This is a genomic window from Xanthobacter versatilis, assembly GCF_043193975.1.
In the GTDB taxonomy this organism is placed as follows: Bacteria; Pseudomonadota; Alphaproteobacteria; order Rhizobiales; family Xanthobacteraceae; genus Xanthobacter; species Xanthobacter autotrophicus_E.
Map to the genome: position 1 here is coordinate 83,650 of NZ_JBAFVB010000010.1, position 26,310 is coordinate 109,959.

26 protein-coding genes and 1 tRNA gene are annotated in these 26,310 nt (G+C 68.1%); 21 read left to right on the plus strand and 6 right to left on the minus strand.

Annotated elements, in window-relative coordinates; all coding sequences use genetic code 11:
* Window positions 1-18 precede the first annotated feature (18 nt).
* Both V5F66_RS17855 and V5F66_RS17860 read right to left on the minus strand, forming a co-directional pair.
* A complete protein-coding gene (locus V5F66_RS17855; protein WP_394094393.1) occupies window positions 19-1,098 on the minus strand; it encodes a cytochrome-c peroxidase in 1,080 nt (359 codons plus the stop codon).
* On the minus strand, window positions 1,095-1,952 hold the full coding sequence (locus V5F66_RS17860; RefSeq protein ID WP_394094394.1) for a transporter substrate-binding domain-containing protein: 858 nt from the start codon (window positions 1,950-1,952) through the stop codon (window positions 1,095-1,097). Before V5F66_RS17860 ends, V5F66_RS17855 begins: the two co-directional genes overlap by 4 nt.
* A 211-nt stretch (window positions 1,953-2,163) precedes the next feature.
* On the opposite strand from V5F66_RS17860, the gene V5F66_RS17865 reads away from it, so the two are divergent.
* The 11 genes from V5F66_RS17865 to V5F66_RS17915 all read left to right on the plus strand — a co-directional run bounded on the left by V5F66_RS17865 (window position 2,164) and on the right by V5F66_RS17915 (window position 12,232).
* The gene (locus V5F66_RS17865) at window positions 2,164-3,243 is read left to right on the plus strand and encodes an ABC transporter substrate-binding protein (RefSeq protein WP_394094395.1); all 1,080 of its coding nucleotides are present in this window, start codon (window positions 2,164-2,166) and stop codon (window positions 3,241-3,243) included.
* Between the two features lie 71 nt (window positions 3,244-3,314).
* On the plus strand, window positions 3,315-4,166 hold the full coding sequence (locus V5F66_RS17870) for an ABC transporter permease (protein ID WP_394094396.1): 852 nt from the start codon (window positions 3,315-3,317) through the stop codon (window positions 4,164-4,166).
* Between the two features lie 24 nt (window positions 4,167-4,190).
* Window positions 4,191-4,973: an ABC transporter ATP-binding protein gene (locus tag V5F66_RS17875; RefSeq protein WP_394094397.1), complete on the plus strand. Its 783-nt coding sequence runs from the start codon at window positions 4,191-4,193 to the stop codon at window positions 4,971-4,973.
* A complete protein-coding gene (locus tag V5F66_RS17880) occupies window positions 4,970-5,428 on the plus strand; it encodes a tetratricopeptide repeat protein (RefSeq protein WP_394094398.1) in 459 nt (152 codons plus the stop codon). Before V5F66_RS17875 ends, V5F66_RS17880 begins: the two co-directional genes overlap by 4 nt.
* 114 nt (window positions 5,429-5,542) lie before the next feature.
* Entirely contained in the window at window positions 5,543-6,730 is a 1,188-nt protein-coding gene (ssuD, locus tag V5F66_RS17885) for an FMNH2-dependent alkanesulfonate monooxygenase (RefSeq protein WP_394053066.1), read from the plus strand.
* A gap of 17 nt (window positions 6,731-6,747) precedes the next feature.
* Window positions 6,748-7,791: an ABC transporter substrate-binding protein gene (locus tag V5F66_RS17890; protein ID WP_394094399.1), complete on the plus strand. Its 1,044-nt coding sequence runs from the start codon at window positions 6,748-6,750 to the stop codon at window positions 7,789-7,791.
* A gap of 10 nt (window positions 7,792-7,801) precedes the next feature.
* Complete coding sequence (locus V5F66_RS17895) at window positions 7,802-8,650, plus strand: ABC transporter ATP-binding protein (protein WP_394094400.1); 849 nt, start codon at window positions 7,802-7,804, stop codon at window positions 8,648-8,650.
* Window positions 8,643-9,533: an ABC transporter permease gene (locus V5F66_RS17900; RefSeq protein ID WP_394094401.1), complete on the plus strand. Its 891-nt coding sequence runs from the start codon at window positions 8,643-8,645 to the stop codon at window positions 9,531-9,533. Before V5F66_RS17895 ends, V5F66_RS17900 begins: the two co-directional genes overlap by 8 nt.
* 172 nt (window positions 9,534-9,705) lie before the next feature.
* Window positions 9,706-10,719, plus strand: a complete 1,014-nt coding sequence (locus V5F66_RS17905; RefSeq protein WP_049775981.1) for a polysaccharide deacetylase family protein — start codon at window positions 9,706-9,708, stop codon at window positions 10,717-10,719.
* Between the two features lie 181 nt (window positions 10,720-10,900).
* Complete coding sequence (gene ltnD, locus V5F66_RS17910) at window positions 10,901-11,824, plus strand: L-threonate dehydrogenase (RefSeq protein ID WP_394094402.1); 924 nt, start codon at window positions 10,901-10,903, stop codon at window positions 11,822-11,824.
* Between the two features lie 132 nt (window positions 11,825-11,956).
* On the plus strand, window positions 11,957-12,232 hold the full coding sequence (locus V5F66_RS17915; RefSeq protein WP_012115426.1) for a cysteine rich repeat-containing protein: 276 nt from the start codon (window positions 11,957-11,959) through the stop codon (window positions 12,230-12,232).
* A 21-nt stretch (window positions 12,233-12,253) separates the two neighbouring features.
* Here V5F66_RS17915 and putA read toward each other — a convergent pair whose 3' ends face one another.
* Window positions 12,254-15,919 carry a bifunctional proline dehydrogenase/L-glutamate gamma-semialdehyde dehydrogenase PutA gene (gene putA, locus V5F66_RS17920; RefSeq protein ID WP_394094403.1) on the minus strand — a complete coding sequence of 1,222 codons (3,666 nt, stop codon included), beginning with the start codon at window positions 15,917-15,919 and terminating at the stop codon, window positions 12,254-12,256.
* 159 nt (window positions 15,920-16,078) lie between these two features.
* Here putA and V5F66_RS17925 point away from each other — a divergent pair, with 159 nt between their 5' ends.
* Together V5F66_RS17925 and V5F66_RS17930 are read left to right on the plus strand one after the other, a co-directional pair.
* Entirely contained in the window at window positions 16,079-16,549 is a 471-nt protein-coding gene (locus V5F66_RS17925) for an Lrp/AsnC family transcriptional regulator (protein WP_394094404.1), read from the plus strand.
* Between the two features lie 111 nt (window positions 16,550-16,660).
* On the plus strand, window positions 16,661-17,458 hold the full coding sequence (locus V5F66_RS17930) for a DUF2189 domain-containing protein (RefSeq protein ID WP_394094405.1): 798 nt from the start codon (window positions 16,661-16,663) through the stop codon (window positions 17,456-17,458).
* 181 nt (window positions 17,459-17,639) lie between these two features.
* On the opposite strand, the gene V5F66_RS17935 is transcribed toward V5F66_RS17930, so the two are convergent.
* Window positions 17,640-19,034 (minus strand): NUDIX hydrolase, encoded by a 1,395-nt coding sequence (locus tag V5F66_RS17935; protein ID WP_394094406.1) that lies wholly within the window; start codon window positions 19,032-19,034, stop codon window positions 17,640-17,642.
* 239 nt (window positions 19,035-19,273) lie between these two features.
* Entirely contained in the window at window positions 19,274-20,029 is a 756-nt protein-coding gene (locus tag V5F66_RS17940) for an SIMPL domain-containing protein (RefSeq protein WP_394094407.1), read from the minus strand.
* A 226-nt stretch (window positions 20,030-20,255) separates the two neighbouring features.
* Between V5F66_RS17940 and V5F66_RS17945 the strand changes: the two genes are divergently transcribed.
* The 8 genes from V5F66_RS17945 to V5F66_RS17980 all read left to right on the plus strand — a co-directional run bounded on the left by V5F66_RS17945 (window position 20,256) and on the right by V5F66_RS17980 (window position 25,893).
* Window positions 20,256-20,331 (plus strand) — tRNA-Ile (locus V5F66_RS17945).
* Window positions 20,332-20,505: 174 nt separating this feature from the next.
* Window positions 20,506-21,711, plus strand: a complete 1,206-nt coding sequence (locus V5F66_RS17950; RefSeq protein ID WP_394094408.1) for a tyrosine-type recombinase/integrase — start codon at window positions 20,506-20,508, stop codon at window positions 21,709-21,711.
* A 174-nt stretch (window positions 21,712-21,885) separates the two neighbouring features.
* Window positions 21,886-22,620 (plus strand): hypothetical protein, encoded by a 735-nt coding sequence (locus V5F66_RS17955; protein WP_394009125.1) that lies wholly within the window; start codon window positions 21,886-21,888, stop codon window positions 22,618-22,620.
* 74 nt (window positions 22,621-22,694) lie between these two features.
* Complete coding sequence (locus V5F66_RS17960) at window positions 22,695-22,934, plus strand: excisionase family DNA-binding protein (protein WP_394094409.1); 240 nt, start codon at window positions 22,695-22,697, stop codon at window positions 22,932-22,934.
* A gap of 79 nt (window positions 22,935-23,013) precedes the next feature.
* Entirely contained in the window at window positions 23,014-23,208 is a 195-nt protein-coding gene (locus V5F66_RS17965; protein ID WP_394094410.1) for a hypothetical protein, read from the plus strand.
* Window positions 23,208-23,510: a hypothetical protein gene (locus V5F66_RS17970; protein WP_394094411.1), complete on the plus strand. Its 303-nt coding sequence runs from the start codon at window positions 23,208-23,210 to the stop codon at window positions 23,508-23,510. Before V5F66_RS17965 ends, V5F66_RS17970 begins: the two co-directional genes overlap by 1 nt.
* Complete coding sequence (locus V5F66_RS17975; protein ID WP_394094412.1) at window positions 23,507-23,773, plus strand: hypothetical protein; 267 nt, start codon at window positions 23,507-23,509, stop codon at window positions 23,771-23,773. Before V5F66_RS17970 ends, V5F66_RS17975 begins: the two co-directional genes overlap by 4 nt.
* A 2-nt stretch (window positions 23,774-23,775) precedes the next feature.
* Window positions 23,776-25,893 carry an AAA family ATPase gene (locus V5F66_RS17980; protein WP_394094413.1) on the plus strand — a complete coding sequence of 706 codons (2,118 nt, stop codon included), beginning with the start codon at window positions 23,776-23,778 and terminating at the stop codon, window positions 25,891-25,893.
* A 181-nt stretch (window positions 25,894-26,074) separates the two neighbouring features.
* On the opposite strand, the gene V5F66_RS17985 is transcribed toward V5F66_RS17980, so the two are convergent.
* A complete protein-coding gene (locus V5F66_RS17985) occupies window positions 26,075-26,308 on the minus strand; it encodes a hypothetical protein (protein WP_394094414.1) in 234 nt (77 codons plus the stop codon).
* Between the last annotated feature and the right edge of the window lie 2 nt (window positions 26,309-26,310).

Genomic DNA, 26,310 nt, shown 5'->3' on the forward strand with positions numbered 1-26,310 from the left:
TGTCAAGCCGCATCGGCGTTACAGCGCCTTCAGGAAGGCCACCAACGCCGCCTTTTCCCCAGTGGTGAGGCCCAACGGGCGCAGGTGCGGGGAGCGCCGGGCGGCCTCGCGGTACAGCGGGCGCGCGGCCTCCCGCGCATTGCGCGCCCACACTTCGCCGCCGCCCCGGTCATAAAGGTTCACCACCCCCTCCAGCGTGGGGAACAGGCCGTTGTGCATGAAGGGCGGGCTCTCGCGCGCATGGCGCAAAGACGCGGTGCGGAAGCACCCCGCATCATCGGCAGAGCCGGTGATGGCGAAGCGGCCGAGGTCCTGCGCCGGCTCGCCGAAGGAGGAGAGGCGCAGGTTGTGGAATTTCTCGTCGGTGAGGCGCGGGCCGAAATGGCAATTGGCGCAGCGCGCCCTCGTGCGGAACAGGTGCAGGCCGGCCACTTCCGTTTCGCTCAACGCCGCCCGGTCGCCGGCCATGAAGCGGTCGAATCGGGTGGGCGTATCCAGCGTCTCCAGATAGGCGACCAGCACCGCTGCAAGCGTGCGCGGGGAAGCGCCCTCCGTCCCGAAAAGACGCGTGAAATCGGCGGCATGGGCGCTGACGGACAGGCGCGCCATCACCGGGACAAGGCCGGCGTTTCCCATTTCGTCGGCGGCGGTGAGAGGAGCGAGCACGCGAGCGGACAGGGTCCCGCCGCCGCCGTCCCAATCGAGGCGCGCACGGCCGGCGACGGCAAACAGCGCCGGCGGATTGCGTCGCCCCTCCGCCCCGCCGATGCCCCGCCCCACCGCCTCCGGCACGCTGAAGCCATGGGCAAGATCATGGCAGGAGGCGCAGGCGATGCGCCCGTCGGCGGAGAGCATCGGATCGCGGAACAGCCGTTGGCCCAGTTCCGCCTCCGGGGAGGACGGCGGTGGCGGCGGCGCGGCGGCAAGTTCCACGAAGGCGACGCCGGGATCGATCCACGGTGCCGGCCATGTCTGCGGCGGCCCGGCATACGCGGCGCGCAGATCCGGCGCGCGCTCTTGCGCCAGCGCGAGGAGAAGACCGGCCAGCGCCACAAGCGCCGCCGCGATGGCCGCCGCGCGGGTCAGCCGTCGGCTCAATGGCAATCCGCCGCCACCTGATCGCGATAGACCTCGAACGATACAGTGGCAGCCCATTTCTCGCGCCGCGCCTGCCAGGTCTGCGGGCTCGAAAGCGGACGCAGCGCGCCTTCCACCGCCTCGGCAAGGCCAGGATCGTCCGGCGCCACGGCCACCACCAGATCCGTCGGCTCCACCGGCGGCAGGGTGGCGGAGAATTTCTGCCACGACATCCTGCCGAACAGAGGATCGAGCAGCGCCCGGTCATGCAGGGCGGCGTCGCATTCGCCGGTGCGCACTAACATCAGCGCCTGCGCCGGAGCACGCAGCACCCGCACCTGCGCCCCCAGCCGCACCGCGAGGGCAAGGCCGTGGGCATTGGCCTCGGTCACGCAGACGGTGCGGCCCTGAAGCCGGCTCCACGCCGTGAGCGGCCGGTCCGCGCGCATGGCGAGGCTGAGGCCGGAGGAGAAGCCCGTCTCCACCACCCGGGCGCGGCGGCGCAGGGGATCCTCGGCGCCGGCGCGGGTCACCATCAGATCCACCTCACCGGCCTTCAGCGCCTGCTCGGCTGCCTCGGGCGCGACGCGCACCAGCCGAAGTTCGGCGGCGAGGGCGCTGGCGAGCGCGGCGGCCAGATCCAGCTCGAATCCCTCCTCCACGTAGAGCCGCATGTCGGGCGTGTCCGGCGGCGGCAGCCAGCCGACGCCCACCCGCAGCGGCCGGCTGGAAAAATCCGGCGCAGGTCCCCGCGCCCCAGCCGAGACCACCGCAAGTCCCGCCGCCACCAGGGCCGCCGCGACGAGAAAAACCAGTGCGACGCCGCCGAGCAGCAGACGGAAGGCAGACCGGCGCGGAAACAGGATCAAGGACATGGGCACGGCACCCGAAGCGGAAATTCGCCAAGCGACAGAAGAGATTGCGAACCGCCTCCCCGACCCGTCCACCGCCCCGGCGCCATGATGGACGCGGGGGCAGATCAGGGCTTGAAAGCCGGATTGCTATTTTATATAAAATCTGTCGATTATATGTACATTGCAAGCCATTCTTGGCCTGCCCGCCTCATTTCATCCCCGAGAGACGCCCATGCCCCACCAGCCCTCCCTTGCCCGCGCCGTCCGGCCCGGCCTCATCTCCGCAACCCTGGCACTCGCGCTCACCCTCACCCCGGCGCGGGCGGAGGAGGCGCTGCCCTCCATCAATCTCCAGCTCACGCCATGGACCGTGATCGCGCAGGAGAAGGGCTTCTTCAAAGACGCCTTCGACAAGATCGGCACCACCAAGGTGAACCTCATTGCCTCCGGTGCGGCGGATCTCCTCGGCGCCGAGGCGGCGGCGGTGAACGGCGGGGCCATCGCCATCGCCCAGCGCATGATCTATCCGGCCACCGTGCACCGGGCCAACGGCCTCGACGGCGTCATCATCTGGGCGTCCGAGCCTTCCAACCGCTACCGCGCGCCCATCCTCGCCCGCGCCGACAACGACAAGATCAATTCGGTGGCCGATCTCGACGGCAAGAAGTTCGGCTCGAGCCGCATCTCCTGCTACTGGTCCTCGCCGTTCGAGGTGACCACCAAGGCCGGCCTGCCCTTCGATTCCAGAGATAAGCCGGGCCGCATCCGCTACACCTCCATCGACAATGCGGCGGTGGCCATCTCCTCCGTGCTCTCGGGCGCGACGGATGCCACCACGGCGCATCTGGCCGCCGGCGCCTTTGCCGGGGCGTGGCTCTCCGGCAAGCTCAAGGTGGTGGGCCGCTCGCCGGACGACGGCGTCTATGTGAACAACGCCGGCCGCGTCACCTACTTCGCCCGCCGCGATTTCGTGAACAAGTATCCGCAGGTGGTCAAAGCCTTCCTCGCCGCCCGTGAGCGCACCCGCGAATGGACCTCCGACCACGTGGACGAGGCCGCCGAGATCGTCGCCGACAAGACCCGCGTGCCTCTGGAAGTGGCCAAGTTCCAGATCACCCATGCGGGCGAGTGGGAGTTCATGGCCGGCGAGCCCAATGCCGACCGCGCCCGCAATGCCATCAAGACCTTCCAGGCCTGGTACGTGGAAAACGGCGATGACATCCTCGCCGAGCGCAGCCTCACCAGCGCGCAGATCGATGCCTTCATCGACGGGCGCTTCTTCGTCGGCGGCCAATACTCCATCTACAACTGACGAAATGGCGCCGGGACACGCTCCCGACGCTCTTCGTTGAAGCTTTTCTGCGCGATCTGGACACACAGCACATGGCCAATACATCGGACACCATCGAAGCCGCGGCGGTCGAGGCCGGCACGGTCGATCGCCCGGCGCCGCGGTTTGCCGGTGGCCTGTTCGGCGCGCGGCGGCCCAATCTCATCGGCTTCATCCTGCCCTTCGCCATATTGGTGCTGTGGCAGACCGCGGCGGCGAACAGGTGGATCGACCCGGTGTTCCTGCCGGCACCGGTCACGGTGGTCACCGCCTTCTGGAAGATGCTGACCAAGCAACACCTTGCCCTCGACTTCCTCGCCTCCATCAAGATCGTGGGGCAAGCCTTCCTCTACGGCTCGGTGGCGGCGATCGTGCTCGGCATCGCGGCCGGGCTCTCGCGGAAGGTGGAGCAGTTCTTTGGGCCCACCTTCGACACCATCCGCCACATTCCCGGCATCGCGTGGCTGCCCCTGATCGTGCTGTGGCTCGGTATCGGCGCGCCGGCGAAGGTGCTGGTCATCGCCAAGTCGGTCTTCTTCCCGGTGTTCCTGAATACCTTGCAGGGCATCCGCAACGTGGAAAAGAACTATATCGAGCTTGCCAAGGTCCTGACCCTCACCCGCTGGCAGTTGGTGCGCAAGGTGATCCTGCCCGCCGCCATGCCCTCCATCATGGTCTCGCTGCGCTATGCGGCGGGCCTTGCCTGGGCGCTGGTAGTGGTGGCGGAAGGCCTCTCCGGGCTGGAGGGCCTCGGCTTCCTCATCTTCCGTGCCCAAGGCCTGCTGCTCACCGACCAGTTGCTGGTGTGCATGGTCATCATCGGTCTCGTGGGCTTCGCCATCGACCGCTCCATGTATGTCGCCCAGAAGCGGGTGCTGAAGTGGAAGCAGGGCTACGACGGCTGACCCCAGAACCTCAGGAGCCAGACCATGGCCACCCCCGGACATCTTGAATTCCGTAATGTGTCGAAGACCTATGCCCTGCCGGGTCGGCCCCTCGTCAACGTTTTGTCCCATGTGAGCTTCGACGTCGAGCCCGGCGCCTTCGTCACCATCGTGGGGCCAAGCGGGTGCGGGAAATCCACCCTGCTGCGCCTCGTGGTGGGGCTCGACGAGGATTATCGCGGCGACATCCTGCTCAACGGCCGCCGCATCACCGGCACTTCGCTCACGCGGGGCATCGTGTTCCAGGACCATCGCCTGCTGCCCTGGCTGACGCTGGAGCAGAACATCGGCCTCAGCCTTGAAAACTCCGGCTGGAGCGCGAAGGAGAAGGCCGAGACGGTGGCCGAGCATATCGCGCTCGTGGGCCTCTCCGGCTTCCAGAAGGCCTATCCCCACGAATTGTCCGGCGGCATGGCCCAGCGCGGCGCCATTGCCCGCGGCCTTGCCAGCCGGCCGGAAATCCTGCTGCTGGACGAGCCCCTGGGCGCGCTGGACGCCCTCACTCGCGTGCATCTGCAGGCCGAGATCCAGCGCATCTGGGAGACCGAGGGCACCACCATGATCCTCGTCACCCACGACGTGGAGGAGGCGGTCTATCTCAGCCATCGGGTGGTGGTGATGAGCGCCAATCCCGGCCGGGTGGTGGAGGACCTCACCATCGACCTGTCCTTCCCCCGCGACCGGGCGGATGGCGAGTTCGTCGCGCTGAAGCGGCGCATCCTCGCCGCCATGGGCGAGGATGGCGGCAGCGGGCGGGACGCGGCGTGACCGGCGCTGGATTTCGGGGCGCCGCCTTCGCCACCATGCTGCTGGCCGCCCTGCCGGCCGCCGCCATGGACACCGCCCCCTCCACCGACCTGCCCGACCTGTCGCAGAGCCGGGCGGCCATCTATGCCGGCGACTATGAGCGGGCGCTGGCGCTGCTGATGCCGCTGACGGCCACGGTGCGCCATGCCGACCTCTACAATCTCATCGGCTTCGCCAACCGCAATTTGAAGCGCTACGACGAGGCGGCGCGCTGGTACAAGGAAGCCCTGTTCTATGATCCCGCCCATCGCCCGGCGCTGGAATATCAAGGCGAGCTTTTCATCGCCATCGGCGACTTCAGGAAGGCCGAGAAGAACCTCGAGCTGATCCGCCTGCTCTGCTACCCGAAGGGTTGCGAGGAGGCCGACAAGCTGCGCGACGCCCTGCGCGCGGCCGGAAGGAATCCTGCATCCTGAAGGCCCGCGCGCCCTGCAAAGGGCTGCGACGGCACGGATCACACCTAATTCAACAAGTTCTATTGACATTATTCAGAATTGCCGGTCCTTTTCAGGGAAATGACGGAGCTTCCAATGAGTCACCCCGTTCCCCTTCCCGCCACCCCCGCCGCACAGAGCCCGGACATCTTCTGGTTCATCCCGACCCACGGCGACGGCGCCTATCTGGGTTCGGAGACGCGGCAACGCCCGCCGGAATTCGCCTACTTCCGCGAGGTGGCGCAGGCGGTGGACCGGCTCGGCTTCAAGGGCGTGCTCCTGCCCACCGGCCAGAGCTGCGAGGACAGCTGGATCACCGCTGCCGGCCTTGCCACCGCCACTGAGCGGCTGAAATTCCTGGTGGCGCTGCGCCCCGGCGTCACCACGCCGGCCTTCGCCGCGCGGCAGGCGGCGGCCCTCGACCGGCTCAGCGACGGCCGGCTGCTGCTCAACGTGGTGGTGGGCGGCCATCCGGCGGAACTCGCCGCCGACGGCATCTTCCTCGACCACGACGCCCGCTACGCCCAGGCCGATGAATTCCTGAAGATCTGGCGCGATCTGGTGGCCGGAAAGACAGTGGATCACTCGGGCAAATACTACCGGGTGGAGCACGGCCGGCTCGACTTCCCGGTGGTGCAGCAGCCCCATCCGCCTTTGTGGTTCGGCGGCTCGTCGGAAGCCGGCCACGAGGTCGCGGCCGAGCACACCAGCGTCTATCTCTCCTGGGGCGAGCCGCCCCATATCCTCAAAGACAAGCTTGCCGACGTGCAGGCGCGGGCCGCCAGGCGCGGCCGCAAGCTGAAGTTCGGCCTGCGGATCCATTTCATCGTGCGCGAGACCGAGGCCGAGGCCTGGGCCGCCGCCGACCGTCTCATTTCCCAGGTTTCCGACGAGCAGATCGAAAGCGCGCAGAAGCGCTTCAAAGTGGAGATGGATTCGGTGGGGCAGGCGCGCATGGCCGCGCTCCAGCCCGGCGACCGCAACAAGCTGGAGATCGCGCCCAACCTGTGGGCCGGCATCGGCCTGGTGCGGCGCGGCGCCGGCACCGCGCTGGTGGGCGATCCGAAAAGCGTCGCCGCCCGCATCCGCGAATATCAGGAGATCGGCATCGAGACCTTCATCGGCTCGGGCTATCCGCACCTGGAAGAGGCCTATCGCGTCGCCGAGCTGCTGTTCCCCGAGCTTGGCATCGACGGCCGCCGCCGCAAGGTGTCCGACAACATTGTCAATGAATTCGCCGTGGGCTCCCACCTCGCGGAGCGGCGTCGCGCCGCCGTGTCCTGAGCCCCGAGGAGATGAAGATGACTACCCTCAAGTTCTCGCGCGGCATGTTCTCGCGCCGCTCCTTCACGCGTCTCGCCGCCACCGGCGTGGTGCTGTCCGCCGCCTTCGCCGCCGTGCCGGCGCGGGCGGAAGGCGTGCTGCGCATCGCCCAGCAGTTCGGCACCCTCTACACGCCCTTCCACGTGCTGCGCGAGAAGGGCCTCATCGAGAAGCACGGCAAGGCGCTGGGCATCGACATCAAGGTGGAATGGATCCGCCTGTCCGGCGGCGGCGCGGTGAATGATGCCCTGCTCTCCGGCAGCATCGACATCGCCTCCGCCGGCATCGGGCCGTTCCTCACCATCTGGGACAAGACCCGCGGCACGGCGCAGGAGGTGAAGATCGTCGGCGCGTTCGGGGCGCAGCCCAACTTCCTGCTCACCAACAACCCGAACGTGAAGACCATCAAGGACTTCACCGAGAAGGACAAGATCGCGACGCCAGCGGCCGGCGTCTCGGTGCAGGCGCGCATCCTGCAGATGGCGGCGGAGCAGGCCTTCGGCCCCGGCAAGGCCAAGACGCTCGACCCGCTGATGGTCACCCTGCCCCACCCGGACGCCACCGCCGCGCTGATCGCCGGCGGCACCGAGATCACCTCCCACCTGTCCAACCCGCCGTTCCAGAACCAGGCGCTGAAGGACCCCAAGGTCCACAAGGTGTTCTCCTCCTACGACATCCTCGGCGGCCCGGCGACGCCCACGGTGGCCTACACCACTGTGAAGTTCCGCCAGGAAAATCCCAAGACCTACAAGGCCTTCCAGGACGCCTTCGCCGAGGCCACCAAATGGGTGGAGGACAATAAGAAGGAAGCGGCCGAGATCTACGTGAAGGTGGAGCAGTCCAAGCTTGATCCCGCCTTCATCGCCGAAGTCCTGTCGGATCCCGAGGTGAGCTACACGCTGGTGCCCCTCGGCACGGTGAAGTTCGCGGATTTCATGAACCGGATCGGCGCCATCAAGAACAAGCCCACCAGCTGGAAGGAATTTACCTTCGAAGAGCTGCACGCGGCCTCCGGCAGCTGAGGGCACGACCATGACCGTCGCCGTCGCACGTCTCGAAGTCCCCCCGCATCTCCAACCCGCGCCGCACCCGGCACAGGCTGCGGTTCAGGCCATCCCCGTCCTCGAGGCCCGCCGCCTCACCCTCGACTATGCCGGCGCCAAGGGCCGGCACCGGGCGGTGGAGGACGTGAGCTTCTCCGTCGCGGCGGGCGAGCGGCTGGTGCTGCTGGGGCCCTCGGGCTGCGGCAAGTCCTCCATCCTCAAGGCGCTGGCCGGCTTCCTGAAGCCGGCGGCGGGAACGGTCCAGATCCGCGGCAAGGCCATCACCGGGCCAGGGCCGGACCGCATCGTGGTGTTCCAGGAATTCGACCAGCTCCTGCCTTGGAAGAGCGTGCGCGACAACGTGGCCTTTCCCCTGCGTGTCGCCCGTAAGATGTCGCAGCAGGAGGCCCGCGCCCGCGCCGAGGCGGCGCTGGTGAAGGTGGGCCTTGCCCGCGCGCTGGATGCCTATCCGCACACCCTTTCCGGCGGCATGAAGCAGCGCGCCGCCATCGCCCGCGCGCTCGCCACCGATCCCGACGTGCTGCTCATGGACGAGCCGTTCGCGGCGCTCGACGCCCTCACCCGCCGCACCCTGCAGGACGACCTGCTGGCGCTGGCCGAGGAGCAGGGCTTCACCCTGGTGTTCGTCACCCACGCCATCAACGAGGCGGTGCTCATCGGCACGCGCCTGCACCTGCTGGCCGCCCATCCGGGGCGCACCCTCGCCACCTTCGACACCGCCGCCTTCGGCATCTCGGCGCGCGGCACCCCGGCCTTCGAGGCGGTGGTGCGCGATGTCCACGATCTCATCTTCGCCGATGGAGGCCGTCATGACTGACACCACCGTGTCCGGCACCGGCCTGGCGGACACAGCGCACGCACGCAGCGCCGAGACCGTCCGCCCCCGCACCGCGGCGCCCGCGCGGTTGTCGCCGAAGGCCGCCCTCGGCTGGCTGTGGGGCTTCACCGTGGTGCGCCGCGCCGTGGTGCTCGCGGCGCTGGCGGCCCTCTGGCAGGTCGCAGCGGTGTGGCAGAACAACCCGCTGCTGTTCCCCACCTTCACCGACACCATGTCGGCGCTCGCCTCGGCCCTCTCCGAGGGCGACCTCCTGCCCGCTGCGCTTGTCTCCCTCGCGGTGCTGGTCAAGGGATATGTGCTGGCGGTGGCGCTCGCTTTGGTGCTGGTCTCGGCGGCCATCGCGGTGCCCTTCCTGAAAGAAGTGCTGCTGACGCTGACCGCCATGTTCAATCCCCTGCCCGCCATCGCGCTTCTGCCGCTGGCGATGCTGTGGCTGGGCCTGGGCGAGGCCAGCCTGCTGCTGGTGATGGTGCACGCGGTGCTGTGGCCGTTCGCCCTCGCGGCCCTCACCGGCTTCGAGCAGGTGCCGGAGACCCAGCGCCTCGTCGGCCGCAACTACGGGCTGAAGGGCCTGCCCTACGTGGCACTCATCCTCATTCCGGCGGCTTTGCCCTCGCTGCTGTCGGGGCTGAAGATCGCCTGGGCCTTCGCCTGGCGCACCCTGATCGCGGCGGAGCTGGTGTTCGGCGTCTCCTCCCGCGCCGGGGGCCTCGGCTGGTTCATCTACCGCAACCGCAATGAACTGCTGACCGACCGCGTCTTCGCCGGGCTGGTCACGGTGATCGTCATCGGGCTGGCGGTGGAAGTGCTGTTCCGCGCGGTGGAGCAGAAGACCGTACGCCGCTGGGGCCTCCAGCGCTGACGCTGCGGCATTACGGAGCAAAATACCACTGCCGGTATTCCGCACCGTCACGGGCGGGAATAAAGTGCCGTCGCAGAGGAAAAGACGCCCGGGACGGCTGCGCTTCACGATTTATCCACAAAAACGCGTGAGGCTGTACCCAGATGGAAATTACAGCTGGGAAGCCGCCACCGTGAAGCCGCTCCTGATCGTTTCTGGTATTCTGGTCGCGAGCGCCGTTGGCGCAGGCGTGGCGATCTCCCCCATGCTCACGTCCGCCAAGGCCGTGAGGGACGATGGACCTGCCACCACGCAGTCCATCTCCCAGAACGGCCCCGGCGGGCAGGCCAAGGGCGCGCAGGGCAAGCCCGCGCAGCAGGCTGAAGCCGTCGCCCCGGCGCCGGATCCGGCCCCCGCGCCGGCGGTGACGCCGCGCAAGAACTACACCTACAAGTCGTTCAACGTGGATGGCAATTACATCGCCATGACGTTCGACGACGGCCCCAATCCGGAGACGACGCCCCAGTTGCTCGCCATCCTCAAGGAGCGCGGCATCAAGGCCACCTTCTTCGTGCTCGGCAACATGGTGGCCAAGCACCCTGAAGTGCTGAAGATGATCTCCGACGAGGGCCACGAGATCGGCAACCACTCCTGGAGCCACCCGCAGCTGACGCGCATCAGCCAGGCGGCTGTGGAGAAGGAGCTGGGCAATACCTCGGAGGCCATCTTCCAGGTCACCGGCAAGCGGCCCATGTATCTGCGCCCGCCCTACGGCTCCATGAAGCCGTCGCTGCGGGCCATGATCGAGGAAAAGTACGGCCTCACCACCGTCAACTGGGCCGTGGATCCGAACGACTGGAAGTTCCGCGACAGCCAGAAGGTGCATGACGCCATCATGGCCCAGGTGACGCCGGGTGCCATCGTGCTCTCCCACGACATCTACCCCACCACGGTGGCGGCCATGCCGCGCATCCTCGATGAGCTGATCGCCAAGGGCTACAAGTTCGGCACCATTTCCGAGCTCATCGCCCGGGACAAGACACCCAAGGTGCAGCTGATGGCGGCCCTGCCCAACGGCAAGCCGCAGCAGGCCAACCAGAAGGACAAGAAGCCGAAGCCCGCCACGGCCTCCGCCAAGCCGGATGCCAAGCCTGCGAAGCCCGCGGCCAGCGCCGCCCCGCAGCAGCGCGCCGGCGGCGTCTACTGAGGCAGCCAGTCGTTTCAGACCTGAGAGCCCGTTCCTCCCGGAACGGGCTCTTTTCATTTGTGCGTGTGGCGGGCCGCCGGCCCGGCTGAAACGATTTGAAGGTTCCAGCCAGCACTCCTACAAAGGCCAAAAGCAAGATGCGCCGGCAATCGCGGCCGGCGACGCGAAAAGGGAGCAGGCCATGAGCAGCACCGGGGAAACGCCGCAGTCCACCAAACGCGCCGGCGTCGTGGGGCTTGGCTCCATGGGCTTCGGCATGGCGCAGTCCCTGTTGCGGGCGGGAATCGATGTGGCCGGCTGCGATGTGGGACCTGAAGCCGTGGCCCGCTTCGTCGCGCAGGGCGGGCGCGGCGGCGCGTCCCCCGCCGAGGTGGCGCAGGGCGCCGACATGGTGGTGAGCGTGGTGGTGAATGCCGCGCAGACCGAGGCCATCCTGTTCGGCCCCGAAGGCGTGGCGCAGACGTTGCCGGAAGGCGCCGTGTTCATCTCCTGCGCCACCATGGACCCGGACGTGGCCCGCACCCTTGCCGCGCGTCTCGAAGCCACCGGGCGGCTCTATCTCGACGCACCCATCTCCGGCGGCGCCCAGCGCGCGGCGGAGGGCGCGCTCACCGTCCTCGCCTCCGGCAGCCCGGAGGCCTTCGCCAGGGCGCGGCCGGCCTTGGACGCCATGGCGGCCAAGCTCTACACCCTGGGCGATGCGGCGGGCGCCGGCGCGGCCTTCAAGATGATCAACCAGCTGCTCGCCGGCGTGCACATCGCCGCCGCCTGCGAGGCCATGGCCTTTGCCGCGCGGCAGGGGCTCGACCTCAAGAAAGTCTATGAGGTCATCACCGCCTCCGCCGGCAACAGCTGGATGTTCGAAAACCGCATGCCCCACGTGCTCTCCGGCGACTACAGCCCGAAAAGCGCGGTCGACATCTTCGTGAAGGACCTCGGCATCGTCCAGGACATGGCCCGCAGCGCCAAGTTCCCGGTGCCGGTGTCCGCCGCCGCGCTGCAGATGTTCCTCGCCGCCTCCGCCTCCGGCATGGGGCGAGACGACGACGCCTCCGTGGCCCGGCTCTACGCGCAGATCACCGGGACGAAGCTGCCGGGTGTATGAGGCCGACGGCCCGATATATTTCGTAACAGATCGTCACGCGTCCGGCATGCCGCCGTAACCTGCACGCGCGAGGGTCGCGCCATCCAGCGGCCGTCCGAAGGCAAGGACGCCCGGAAGATGTGGAGAAAGATCATGTCCCGAGCCCGTCTCGCCCGCGTCCTCACCCTGCCGCTCCTTGCGTTCGGCCTCGCTTTGGGCCTCGCCCCCGGTGCCCGTGCGCAGACTGTGTCGCCAGAACAGGCCAAGGCCCTGCGCACCGCCTGCGAGGCTGACGTGCAGAAGCTGTGCGCAGGTGTGCAGCCGGGCGGTGGGCGCCTCGTCCAGTGCCTCAAGGAGCACAAGGAAGAGGTGACGCCCCCCTGCCAGGCGACCCTCGGCGCCCTGGCGGCCAGCCTGCGCAAGCAATAGGCCGGTCCGGGCGACCCTGCCTCAGGCCACGGCGAGGAGGCTGGCATTGCCGCCGGCCGCCGCGCTGTTCACGCTCAGCGAGACCTCTTCCAGCAGTAGGTGCGCCGGGAAGGCGAAGGGAGAGGCGGCGATCTCCTCCCCCGTCGCCCCATGGAGCGGCACGATCGGCCCCGGCAGGGCGGCAAGACGCTGCGCCACGGCCACGAGCCGCGGCCCCTCCCCCTCTGCCAGCGCCGCCGCGAAGGGTCCGTCCCCGCCTTCGGTGCGGATGCGCGCGGCTACCGCCGGCGGCAGGTCCGCGAGCTGGCTCAAGAGCCCCGCCTCGGCCTCGACCACCGCCCGGTTGCCGGTGGCCAGCGCCATGCCGATCTGGCGCATCAGCCCCCTCTCGCTCGCCGGGAGCAGCAGCAGCGAGCCGCGCGGGCGCAGCCGCCAGGTGTTGCGCTCGCCTGCCGGGCCGGGCAGGTCCAGCGACAGGCCGAGGGGCACGGCCTGCGCCAGCGCCCGCACCGCCGCCCCGTCGTCCGCGCGTCCTCGCTCGTCCAGCCAGTCGGCGAAGGCCAGCGCCGCGTGGTCCGCCGTGCCCGCGCCCAGCGCGAAGGCCGGCCCGGTGACCAGCCGGCTGAGATAAAGCGGCCCGCCGGCCTTCGGCCCGGTACCGGAGAGGCCGTGGCCGCCGAAGGGCTGCACCCCCACCACCGCGCCGATCATGTTGCGGTTCACATAGAGGTTGCCAGCCTCCACCTTGCTCGTCACCGCGGCGATGGTCTCGTCCAGCCGCGTGTGCAGGCCGAAGGTGAGGCCGTAGCCGGTGGCGTTGATGTCATCCACCAGGCGACCGAGATCGGCCCTCCGCCAGCGCAGCACATGCAGCACCGGGCCGAATACTTCGTGGGTGAGATCGGCCATGGATGAAATCTCGATCAGCGTCGGCGCCACGAAGGTGCCGTTGGCCGCCTCCGCCGGCAGCGGCAGGCGATGGACGGGACAGCCCCGCGCCGCCATGGCCGCCACATGGGCCTCGATGCCCGCCTGCGCCTGCGCGGTGATCACCGGCCCCACATCCACCGCGAGCCGATCCGTGCGGCCGATCTCCAGCTCCGCCATGGCGCCCTTCAGCATGGCGAGCATGGCGTCCGCCACCTCCTCCTGCAGGCACAGCACGCGCAGGGCCGAGCAGCGCTGGCCGGCGCTGTCGAAGGCGGAGGCGAGCACGTCCGCAACCACCTGCTCCGGCAGGGCGGAACTGTCCACGATCATGGCATTCTGCCCGCCGGTCTCGGCGATGAGCGGCACCGGCCGTCCGGCGGGCGACAGGCGGAGCGCGAGCACCCCGGCGATGGCCCGCGCCACCTGCGTGGAGCCGGTGAACGTGACGCCCGCCACCTCCGGCGCCTCGACCAGCGCCGCACCCACCACTCCGTCGCCCGGTAGCAGTTGAAGCACGTCCTGCGGTATGCCGGCGGCGTGCAGCAGGCGCACCGCCTCGGCGGCGATGAGGGGCGTTTCCTCCGCTGGTTTCGCCAGCACGGGATTGCCCGCCGCCAGCGCCGCCGCCACCTGCCCGGTGAAGATGGCGAGGGGAAAATTCCACGGGCTGATGCAGGCCACCGGCCCGAGCGGGCGATGGGCGCCGGTGAGGCGGGCGGTGGCCTCGTCGGCATAATAACGCAGGAAATCCACCGCCTCGCGCACCTCGGCCACCGCATTGGCGGCGGACTTGCCCGCCTCGCGCATGATGAGGCCGAGCAGATGCGGCATCTGGGCTTCCAGCATGTCGGCGGCGGCACGCAGAGGCGCGGCCCGCTCGGCCGGCGTCCGCGCCGCCCAGCCGGGCGCAGCGCCCCTCGCCACAGCCACCGCCCGCGCCACGTCTTCGGCGCCGGCCTCGCGCACTTCACCCACCACGTCGCGATGATCGCCGGGATTACGCACCACCCGCGCCGGCCCGCCGTCCCCCGCAGGCTGCGCCCGCCATGGCGTCGCCCTGCTGGCGGCAAGGGTCTCGCCCAGGGCGGCCAGCACGGCGTCGCTCGACAGGTCGAGGCCGGCGGAATTGGCCCGGCTTCCATAAAGATCGCGCGGGGCGGCGATGGCGGGGCTGGGGGCGCCGGGGTCGGCCATGGCGGCCACGGTCTCGGCCGGATCGGCGATCAACTCTGCCAGCGGCACGCTGTCATCGGCAAGGCGATGGACGAAGGAGGAATTGGCCCCGTTCTCCAGCAGCCGCCGCACCAGATAGGCGAGCAGCGTCTCGTGGGTGCCCACCGGCGCATAGATGCGGCACGGCCGGGCAAGCGGCCCCACCACCTCCTCGTACAAAGCTTCGCCCATGCCGTGCAGGCACTGGAACTCATAGTCGCCGACCCGGAAATCCGGCCCCGCCAGCTCATGGATGGCCGCCAGCGTCTGGGCATTGTGGGTGGCGAACTGGGGGAAGACCGCATCGCGCGCGGCCAGCAGCTTGCGGGCGCAGGCGATGTAGCAGAGGTCGGTGTGCACCTTGCGGGTGAAGACGGGAAAATCCGCCATCCCGTCCACCTGCGCGCGCTTTATCTCGGCATCCCAATAGGCGCCCTTCACGAGGCGCACCATGATGCGCCGGCCGGTGCGGCGGGCGAGATCGATGATGAAGTCCAGCACCGCCGGGCAGCGCTTGCCATAGGTCTGCACCACGAAGCCGATGCCGTTCCACCCCGCAAGACCGGGATGGGCGGCGAGCGCCTCCAGCAGGTCGAGGGAGAGTTCCAGGCGGTCCTGCTCCTCCGCATCGATGTTGAGGCCGATGTCGTAGCGCCGCGCCAGCAGCGCGAGGCGTTGAAGGCGCGGCAGCAGCTCCGCCATCACCCGGCCCGCCTTGGCGCGGGCATAGCGCGGGTGGAGCGCGGAGAGCTTCACCGAGATGCCCGGCCCGGCGTGGATGCCCCGCCCGCCCGCAGCCTTGCCGATGGCCTCGATGGCGGCAGCATAGGCCGCGAAATAGCGCTCCGCGTCGGCTGCCGTCATGGCCGCCTCGCCCAGCATGTCGAAGGAATAGGAGAAGCCCTGCGCCTCGCGCCTGCCGGCGCGGTGCAGCGCCTCTTCGATGGTCCGGCCCATGACGAACTCGGCGCCCATCAGCCCGATGGCCATGTCCACCGCCCGCCGGATCAGGGGCTCGCCGCAGCGCGCCACGAGGCGGGTGAGCGCCGAGGAGAGCCGCCCGTCGTCGGCAGTGGCGGTGAGCCTGCCGGTGAGGACGAGGCCCCAGGTGGCCGCATTCACGAACAGGGAGCGCCCGCCGCCCAGATGCGCCTGCCAGTCGCCATGGCCGATCTTGTCCCGGATCAGGGCGTCGCGGGTGGCGCTGTCGGGAATCCGCAGCAGCGCCTCGGCAAGGCACATGAGGGCGACGCCCTCCTGGCTGGAGAGGGCATATTCCTGCACCAGCGCCGCCACCACCGAGCCGCGCGGCCTGGCCCGCAGCCGGGTGACGAGATCCCCCGCCCGCGCGGCGATGCGTTCGCGCAGGTCCGGCGGCAGGCGGGCGGCGGGCAGGAGATCGGCGACCGCCGCGCGCTCGGGGCGGCGGTGGGCTGCGGCGAAGGCCGCGCGCAGGGGGGTGGGCGGGCCGGACCGCGGCGCAAATTCCGCAAAGAGCGGCGCGGTTTCAGGGACGGACCGGGGCGCGGCGACGGCGGGGATCATGATGTGTTTCCTCGTCCCCCGGCCGGCGGATGACCGCGGCACGGGACGGTTTCGACGACTGCTTACATCCTAATCCAGAGGTGGAAGACATTCCGGCTTTTCATGCGCCGCATGACACATCATAGTGACTTTAAATGATCGTATCATGAGATCACTTTGATGGAAAATGACGCCAATGACAGCCAAATCGACTCCTTCGATGCCCGCATCATCGCCGCTCTGGTGGAGGACGGGCGCATGTCCGTGACCGACCTCGCGGCGCGGGTGGGCCTGTCGCGCAGCCCGTGCCAGGCGCGGCTGAAGCGGCTGATGGACGAGGGCTATATCCGCGGCTTCCGCGCGGTGCTCGATCCGGTGAAGCTCAGGCTGGAGCACATCGCCTTCACCGAGGTGAAGCTCTCCGAGACCACGGAGAAGGCGCTCTCGGCCTTCAACTCGGCGGTGCTGCGCATCAAGGAGGTGGAGGCCTGCCACATGATCGCGGGATCGTTCGATTATCTCTTGAAGGTGCGCACCCGCGACATCCGACGCTACCGCGAGGTGCTGGGGGAAAAGATCTCCGCTTTGCCCCATGTGGCGAGCACCTCCACCTACGTGGTCATGGAACCGGTGAAGGACGACGGGGCATGAGCTGCGGCAATCGTGCGCCTTGACCCTTCGTTGCCCTTTACAACCGGCCGAAGCGACCTCACTCTCTCCACAAAACATAAGAGGCCCTACGCGGCCTTCCGGGAGTGACATATGGCCACTGTTCTTGATCGGCCGGTGCAAGCGGCGCCCGTGGCGCCCGTTGTCCGGGCCATTTCTTTTACGGACGTGAAGGAGGCCCTCTTCGCGGGGGTCGAGGATTTCAATCGCGCACCCGTCATCGGCGCCCTTCTGGGTGCAGTCTACGCCTTCGGCGGCATCTTCCTCTTGTCCTGTGTGTTCGCGCTGGACCTCAGCTATCTCGCCTATCCGCTGCTGGCAGGCTCGGTGCTCATCGGCCCGTTCGTGGCAGCCGGGCTCTATGACGTGAGCCGGGAGATCGAGGCCGGGCGCCAGCCGACTCTGAAGGGGGTGATGTCCACCATGTTCGCCCAGCGCCAGAGGGAGCTGGGCTGGATGGCCTTCGTCACCATCTTCGCCTTCATCATCTGGATGTACCAGGTGCGCCTGCTGCTGGCGCTGTTCCTCGGCTACTCCTCGTTCGGCACCCTCAACGAGTTCCTGCACGTGGTGTTCACCACCCAGGACGGCCTGACCTTCCTGGCGGTGGGCCATGTGGTGGGCGCGGCGCTGGCGCTGGGCCTGTTCTCCCTCACCGTGGTGTCGTTCCCGCTGCTGATGGATCGCGACATCGACGTGGTCACCGCCATGATCACCAGCGTGCAGGCGGTGATCGCCAGCCCCGGCCCGATGATCGCCTGGGGGCTGATCGTGGTGGCCCTGCTCGCCGCCGGCTCGGTGCCGTTCTTCCTGGGGCTTATCGTGGTGCTGCCGGTGCTCGGCCACGCCACCTGGCACATCTACCGCAAGGCGGTGGTCCCCGCCGCCTAGGGCGCAGTCAGGCAGAGTGGACACTTCCGGCGCCGGTTCACCAACCGGCGCCGGAAGCATTTTGCCTGCGCGCTGGATGGGTGCTTTAGGACCGGGCCTTTTCCCATACCCAGCTGGCTCTTACCCAGCTGGGTATGGCCCGATTGCGGACCACTCTTGCCGCTCGTTCCGCCATGATCGTTCAGGACCCGGGCTTCTCCGACGGGGGCGGCGCTTTCGCCTTGCGCTTGCCGGCTGACGCGCCCTTCGGGAGGCTGCGCGATCCCCCCTTCGCCGCGCCCCCCTTGGCCGCCTCCCCGGCCGGCGCCTTCGCGGCGGACGCCTTCGCGGCGGATGCCTTCGCGGTGGACTTGGCCGCAGCAGCCTTTGCCGGCGCCGCTTTGCGCACAGTAGCGCCCTTCTTCACCGACGACGCCTTCTTCGACGCTGTCACCTTCTTGGCCGACGGCGCCTGCTTCTCCGGCATCCATCCGGGCTTTGTGACCGTCTCCGCCTTTTTCGGCACGGCCGCCTTGCGGATCGGCCGGCCACGGGCCTTCGCCACCGCGACCGTCGCCGCGTCCCGGCCCGCCTTCACGACGACAGGCGGCGGCTCATCGGGCGTGGCAGGAAGACTGGCCTGAGCGCCCTTTCGGGCCGCCTTGCCCCCCTTGCCCTTGGCCGCCTTCTTCGCGGTAGAGATTGGCTCCGAAGCCATGCCGGCGTCATGCCCGGCTGGCGCGGCGGCAACCGTTGCGCCCCCGCCGGCCCGGGCCTTCGCCTTGGCCGCCTTCTCCGACTTGGCCTTCACGCCCTTGGTCGGATTGGCTTTCTCCGCCTTGACCTTGTCGGGCTTCGATTTATCGGCCTTGATCTTGTCCGGCTTGGCCTTGCTCGCGGCTTGCGGTTCGACCGCCGGGCCCGTGGCCACATCGGCCCCAACCTGCGCTGTCTTCTGCGACCTGGCCTTGTCCGGCTTGGCCTGGGTGCCCCTTGCCTTGGCCGGATTCGCCGCGGACTCGCGCTCCCCGGTCGGCACTTCGTCGCCGCGCTCGGCGCTCGCCGGCTTGTCCTTCGCGGCCTTGGCCTTGGTCTTCTGCTCGGCCTCGAGGCGCTCGGCCTCCCACTTGCGGGCCATGATCTCGCCGAAGCTGCGGATCAGCTCGGAAAGGTCCTCCTCCTGGACCGCCGCGGCGGCACTGTCGATGGAGAACCAGAAGCCGTAGCGCTGGAAACGCTCGGGCCATTTCTCCAGTAATCGCTTGACCTTGAGGGGAAACACCAGCACATCGCACAGCACCGAGCGGGTGCCGAGCCGCTTCTCGTAGGTGTACATGCCCAGCGGCTCGCGCGAGATCACACCCACCAGCCCGGCTTCCTCATAGGCCTCGCGCGCGGCCGCCTTGGGTGGGGACAGGCCCTTCATGGGCCACCCCTTGGGAATGACCCAGCGCCGGGTCTCGCGGGAGGTGATGAGGCGGATCTGCACTTCGCCGTCGCGCCGCACGCGATACGGCAACGCTGCATATTGCACCCGCCGGCCGGATGACCCGCCGGTTGCGACCGGAAGCGCTGGCCATACCGGGGATGGCGACATGGGCGGTCCTGCGGCAGACCCGAAGGCAGGTCAGGGAAAACACGGCGAAACGCGCGCCCGAATCCCGGCGCACGCCCGAATCGGTTACCATTTCTGATCTATCACAGCGCGGCACACGGACAAGCTCCGGCCGTCCCGCAGATGCCCCGCCGGGGCATCCGAACCGCCAGTTCCGCGCTCCCCTACCCCGGCCCGATCATGGGGCCGGGCGATGGGCGTCGGCTGTGAAGGTCCCGACCCTACATGGGCTCGATTTCATAGACCATGACGGTGCGGGCACGCACCTCGATCTCGCCCGCCTCCACCGGCACCGACATGCGGCTGGCATCGGCCTTCATCATCATGGGCGCCGCCGGCATGGGCAAGCCGCCCTGGGTCTCGGGCTGGATCGAGGTGATGCGGGTGAGCCGGACGCCGGCGGCGGCGGCCAACGCCTTGGCCTGCTCCATGGCATCCTTCACCGCGGCGGCCCGTGCCTCACGGTCGAGCTGCCCCGGCTCGGCGAGGGCGAAGGCGAGCCCCGAGGCCTGGTTGGCGCCCGACTGCACCACCTTGTCGAGCAGCGGGCCGAGCTTGGCGAGATCGCGCACCGTGATGCGCACCGAGTTGCGCACCTCGAAACCGATCAGCTTGGGCGCCTCGCGCGAGCTCTGCTGGGGCACCGAATATTGCGGCTGGATGGAGAAGTTCGCGGTGGCGATGTCGCGCGGCTCGACGCCGGCGGCCTTGAGCGCGGCGATCACGTCGCTCACCGCCTTGGAATTGGCGGCGAGGGCGTCGTCGGCGGTCTTGGCGGTGGTCAGGGTGCCTGTGGTGAGCACCGCCATGTCGGGCGGCGCGGAGACGCGGGCCTCACCCACCACGGTAAGCGTCGCCGCCGCCGCGGCGGGTCCGCCCGCGAGCAGGAGGGCCGCCATGGCCGCCACCACCGCGCCTGCGGCAGCGCGGCGCGGGGCGCGGATGACGGACGCCGGAGCAGACGAAGCAAGACGCATGGTTGTTTCCCTCGGACTGTTGACCGGCTCGGAGCCGCCTGAGCCTTCGGCGGGAGACGACGCCGCGAAGGCGGCGCCAATGGGGCAGGCAGATCGGCGCCCGTGCGCCATCCACTCGTTTTCCGCCCGCCCGTGTGCGCCACGCGCGGTCTCCTGTTGTTCGCCGACGACGGGATTGCTAGACGAGAAGCGCAACCGGCGGCACCCCTCGCCCGCCCGTTGTCGTGGGCCTGTAGCTCAATGGTTAGAGCTGACCGCTCATAACGGTCTGGTTGCAGGTTCGAGTCCTGCCGGGCCCACCATTTTCTCCTCCGCCGAGGTTCGTTCCGGTTCGCCGGGGTTCAGGAAAATCAAACGACACCGGGCAGTTGGAGCCATCAAGCCGTCGCCTGAGTTCGCTTGGGTTCGTTGGCATCCGGGAAATTTGTTGGTAGTTTTGGGGGATCGGTTTGCCCTACCCTTTTTGAGATACCAACATGCCCCTCACCGACACTGCCGCCAGAAGTGCGAAGGGGCGCGAGAAGCCGTACAAACTCGCGGACGGTGGCGGCCTGTATCTACTCGTGAACCCCGATGGGGCACGCTACTGGCGCCTCAATTATCGCTTTGCTGGAAAGCAGAAGACCCTCGCTCTGGGCACCTATCCCATCACGTCGCTCGCCGACGCCAGGAAGGGCCGCGAGACTGCAAAGGAGCAGTTGGCAGCGCGGATCGATCCCAGCGAAGCGCGAAGGGCCGAAAAGCGGGCAGCTCGCCTTCACTCCAGCCGGATATTCGAGGTCGTCGCGCAGGAGTGGTTCGCCGCGAAGCTACCGGGATGGGTTCCCTCATACTCAGATCGGCTCTTGAGCCGGCTGGAGGCCGACATTTATCCCACCTTGGGACATCGCCCAATCGCCGATATCGAGCCGCCAGAACTCCTTGAGGTCATTCGCAAGGTAGAGGCTCGCGGCGCCATCGAGCTTGCCAAGCGCGAGATGCAGGTGGTCGGCCAGATCTTCCGGTTCGCCATCGCGACCGGCCGGGCCAAACGGGACCCCACGCAGGACCTGCGCGGCGCCCTGAAATCGCCTGGCCGGCAGAAGCACCACCGCGCCCTGCCCCGTGAGGATCTGCCGGACTTCCTCAAAGCCCTGGACGCCTACGACGGCGAGCCCATGACAAAGCTCGCCCTGAAGCTGATGGTCCTCACTTTCGTGCGCACCACCGAGCTGCGCGCCGCGCGCTGGTCCGAGTTCGAAGGACTGGAGGGGCCGGAGCCGCTGTGGCGCATCCCGCCCGAGCGCATGAAAATGAGGTTCGAGCACCTCGTGCCACTTTCGCCGCAGGCCGTCGCCGTGCTGCAGGAACTTCGTCCCCTCGCTGGCCGCAGCCCTCAGCTTTTCCCCTCCCCCAGCAAGGAGGGCTTCATGTCGAACAACACGATGCTCTTCGCCATGTACCGCATGGGCTACCACGGCCGCGCGACGGTCCATGGATTTCGCGGCGTGGCGTCCACCTGGCTCAATGAGGCTGGCTACCATCCGGACTGGATCGAACGGCAGCTCGCGCATGACGAACGCAACGAAGTGCGCGGCGCCTACAACAGCGCGCAATACCTCGTCGGCCGGCGGCAGATGATGTGCGATTGGGCGGACTTCCTGGATGGGCTGAAGGGAAGCAGATCCAACACGGGGGCGTAAGTCGCTCGGACTTCCCGATGTGTGGGCGGGCGAACCCTTGCGAACGCCCACGAACCTCGGCAGAGTGAGAACGAACGCTGAACATCTGCGGCGTGTGTGAAACGTGGGGCTAGGCCGAGCCAGCCGAATGCCGAGATGCACCCTCGGTTGCCCCACGCGCCATCTGGTGCGGACGTGGTGCAAATTGTGGAAGATAGGGCGATCGAGATTTGGGGTTATTCCGGCACAGGATCTGCGAAATTCAGCTCATTCGCTCGCCCTGGATTGGTTGAATTATGCTCTTCTCGCTTGTCTAAAATTCTACTCACAGAAATCGGAGAAAACTCCATTGTCCGAACCCGCGCACAATATGTTGATGCGCTGATAGAAATTACGGACTTCATGGAGGCTGCGGGCTTTAGTGAGGCTGTTGGAGCCGAACTACGAGAACTCGCTTTGGCTCTGGATGAGCTGGGCGACGGCGTTGTTCGCAGCTTTCTAAAGCCAGGACGATTGGATGGGCGAGCTAACGATCCTGGAGACATCTGGAGCGCCCGCGCCGTTGTTGCGGCGGCCGTGGACCATTTGGGCCGAGAGGGAATTAGCCGCAGATCCGCCTGCCAGTTTATAAGCGACCGATACGCAACTCTGATTTCGCGACTTTCTCCGACGCCTGGAAATAATAACCCGTTTGTCGTGGAAAACTGGCACCGGATGCTAACGGTCCGCAAAAGACCGGGATCGGTAGAGCAGATGATGTTCGACCGACGACAGGACTTGTTCGCTCGTTATGCCCCCCTCGCCGGCACCGATTTGGTTGACGCGCTCATGCGCGACATCGTCGTCGAAGCGCCAGCAATTCCGGCACAAGCTATTGAGAAAAAATCGATAAAGCTCGCGCGTCCGTTGCGTAAAAAGCCCTACTCTTAGTACGCACTTGCTGACCCCATCCTCGCTTCATCAACCGAGCGCATCCGCTCGGGTTCAGATGAGCGAGGATGCTGATGGCTCACGCCGCCCTTCTCAATTCCACCGCCCCCGCCCCCATCGTTTCCACCACGCCCGAGGTGGCGGCCTTCGACACCGCCAGTGCGGCCCGCTACCTCGGCATCGGCAAGACGACGCTGTTCGCGGAAATTAAGGCCGGCCGCCTCCCGGCGAGGAAGGCGGGAAACCGCACGCTGATCGTGCGCACCGACGCCGACGCCTGGCTCGCTGCCCTCCCCGCCCGCACCGCTGCCTGAGAAACGAAACGCCCCGCTGCCGGCGAGCAACGGGGCGCTGATTTCGTTTGTCTGACGCCCTTCTTCCCGGAAAAGCATCATGCCCAAATCCATACCTCAGGCCCGCCGTGCGGGCAAGCGTCCGCCGCCCACCAGCAGCGCGAAGCCCGCGCCTTCGATCCTCCCAAACACCCTTCACCTCGCGGCCCATCGGCTCGCGTCCGCCCTCGGCGTTCCCTTCAGCGTCGCCCTCGTCCACGCCGAGGCCGCCGGCCTTGGCCGCGAGGTGCAATGATGGCCGCGCGCATTTGCAATCCCGGTCGCGTTCGTCGCGTTGTCACCCCCCATCCGGGCGGGTGGATCCAGATCAAGGAAGAGCGCCAGCACCGCTACCGCATCTATGTGATCCCTGACAGCCTCACGCATTTCCAGTGCCTTGTGGTGGACCACGAGCGAGATAGCGGCGGCTGGCTGGAAGATGAGCACGCGAGCTTCGGCGGCGCCCTGACAACAGCCCTGCGGATCAATCGCGATCCCCAGCATCAGGCTTTCGGCGCTCCGATCATCACCGAGATGGGCGATGGAGGCGCCGCATGAGCCGCGTCGTCAGCTTCCCCGCTTCTGCGGTCCATTCCCACGAACACGCCAGCGCCGAGACGACGTTCGCCGTCGAACATGATGGCGGGCCATGGTGGGTGGTGCAGCGCCTCGCCAGCAATGGCTGGCTGATCCGCCGCATCTCCTGCGCGACCGAGCGCGAGGCCGGCGCGCTGGCGAAGCGCCTGAGCTCCGGCGAAGAGCCGGTGCCGGACGCCGAGCTGCAGGGCGCTTCCCACGACACCACGGACGATTGGGGGTGAGCATGACGCCTATCGACCTGGCTCTCGACTATGCCCGGCGCGGGTGGAAGGTGTTCCCCTGCAACCCCTCGCCCGAGCGCGGCGTTTCCAAGCGCCCCCTCATCTCCGCCGGCTTCAAGGCGGCGAGCCGGGACGCCGCCCAGGTCCGCGCATGGTGGACGCAATGGCCGGATGCCCTGATCGGCGTACCCATGGGCCGCGAGAATGGAGTTTGGGCCATCGACCCTGACGTGGCCAAGGAACCGGGCGACGCGGACGGCCTCAAGGCATGGGAAAACATCTCGCGCCAGCATCCGCCGATCCGCACCCATGCCCACCTCACGCCCAGCGGCGGCAAGCACCTGCTGTTCCACTGGCGCGAAGACCGGCCGGTGACGAACACGGAACGCGGCCTGCGGGCGCGCGGCATCCACGGCATCAATGTGCGCGGCGAAGGCGGCTATGTCATCGCCGCCGGCTCCCGGCTGACAGACGGCCGCAGCTACGAAATCGAAGATCCCATGGACTTCTTCCATTTCGCCGAGGCCGGGGACTGGCTCTATGAACTGTTGACCGAGCCGGCGCCCGAAGCGCGGCAGAGCCCCAAAATCGTGGACTTCGCCTCCCGTCAGGCACCGCCGGACCGCTACGTGCAGACCGCCATTGCCGGCGAGTGCTGGGCGGTGGCTCAGAGCGGGCGCGGCGAGCGCAACAACCGGCTCAACACAGCTGCTTTCAGCCTCGGGCAGCTCGTGGGCGCCGGCATGGTGGACGAAGACACCGCGCGCGGCTCGCTCATGAGCGCGGCGGCGTCCTGCGGTCTCATCGCGGACGATGGCGAGCGCGCGACGTGCGCCACCATCGACAGCGGGATCGCGGCCGGGCGGCTGAAGCCCCGCGAGGTTCCGGATAGGCAGGAGCACCGCCACGAGATGCGCGGCACCGGCACTGACGGGGTAATTCCTGCCCAGCCCGAGGCCCCGCGCCGTCGCATCTCGGCGACGCCCTGGCAATGGGTCGATCCGAAGACCATCCCGCCGCGGCGCTGGATCTACGACAAGCACTATGTCCGCCGCTTCGTGACCGGAACCGTAGCGCCGGGCGGCGTCGGCAAGTCCTCTCTCATTATCGCGGAGGCACTGGCCATCTCCACCGGCCGGGCGCTGCTGGACGTGCTGGTGCAGGAGCGCACGAACGTCTGGTACTGGAACGGCGAGGATCCGAAGGAGGAGCTGGACCGGCGCCTGGCCGCGGCCTGCCTGCATTACGGGATCGAGCCCGCCCATATCGCGAACCGGCTGTTCATCGACAGCGGACGCGAGGTGCCTATCGTCATCGCGGAAAAGGTGGGTGAGCGCGTCGTCGTCGCCCGCCCGGTGGTGGAGGATGTCGAAGAGGCCATCCGCGGCAACAACATCGGCACCTTCATCGTCGATCCGTTCGTGTCGTCCCACAGCGTGGGCGAGAACGACAACGGCGCGGTGGACCGGGTGGCGAAGGAATGGGCCCGCATCGCCGAGCGGTGCAACTGCGCAATCGAGCTGGTCCACCATGTCCGCAAGGCGATGGGCGAACACACCTACACCGTGGAGGACGCCCGCGGCGCGTCGGCGCTCATCGGCGCCGTGCGCTCCGCCCGGGTGCTCAACGTCATGTCGCAGGATGACGCGGACCGGGCCGGGATCGAACCCGAGCACCGCCGGCTCCACTTCCGGGTGGACAACGGCAAGGCCAACATGTCGCCGCCGATGGAACGCGCCGTGTGGCGCCGGCTGGCCTCTGTCGGGCTCGGCAATGGCGAGGATTACGGCCTCATCTCCACCGAGGATTTCGTGGGCGTGGTGACGGCGTGGGAGATGCCGGACGCGCTCCAGAATGTCCGCGCCGAGCATATCGAGAAGGTCGTAGCGGCCGTGAAGGCGAACCCGGATTACCGGGTGGACGTGCAGGCCGGGAACTGGATCGGCCACGTCGTCGCCGACGTGTTGGGCCTCAACATCGACGACAAGGCCGACAAGGAGAAGGTGAAGCGGGCGCTGGCCATGTGGTTCGCCTCCAAAGCCCTCGGCAAAGAGCGCCGGCCGGATGCCAAACGAATGATGCGCGAGTTTGTGGTGGTCGGAGCGGGGTGGGAATCATGACCTGCCCCACCTTGAACCGTGTGGTGTGGCAACGTGGGGCAAGTGGGGCAAAAAAGGCGCGCCACACCTGCCCCACCACACCCTCTATAGGAGGGTGGGGTGGTGTGGTGGGGCGCCCGAGGATCGATTTTCAAGGTGTGGCAAAATCGGTGCTCGCCAAAGTCGGAATTCCGACCTCGCCTTACGCCCCCAGCCGCACCGGGATCTGCATCGCGCAAGCGAACGTCTCGAACGCCTGCCAGGCACGGCGCTCCATCTCCGGTTCGTCCGCGGCCTCCATTACGTCGATCAGCGGTTCGGTGTGCTCGGCGATAGACAGGGTGCGCAAGAAGCCCACCGCCTCATCCATCGAGTTCAGGACGATGGTCGGCCGGAAGGCATCGACCTGCATGGGGCGGATGTCGGTGCACGGCATGG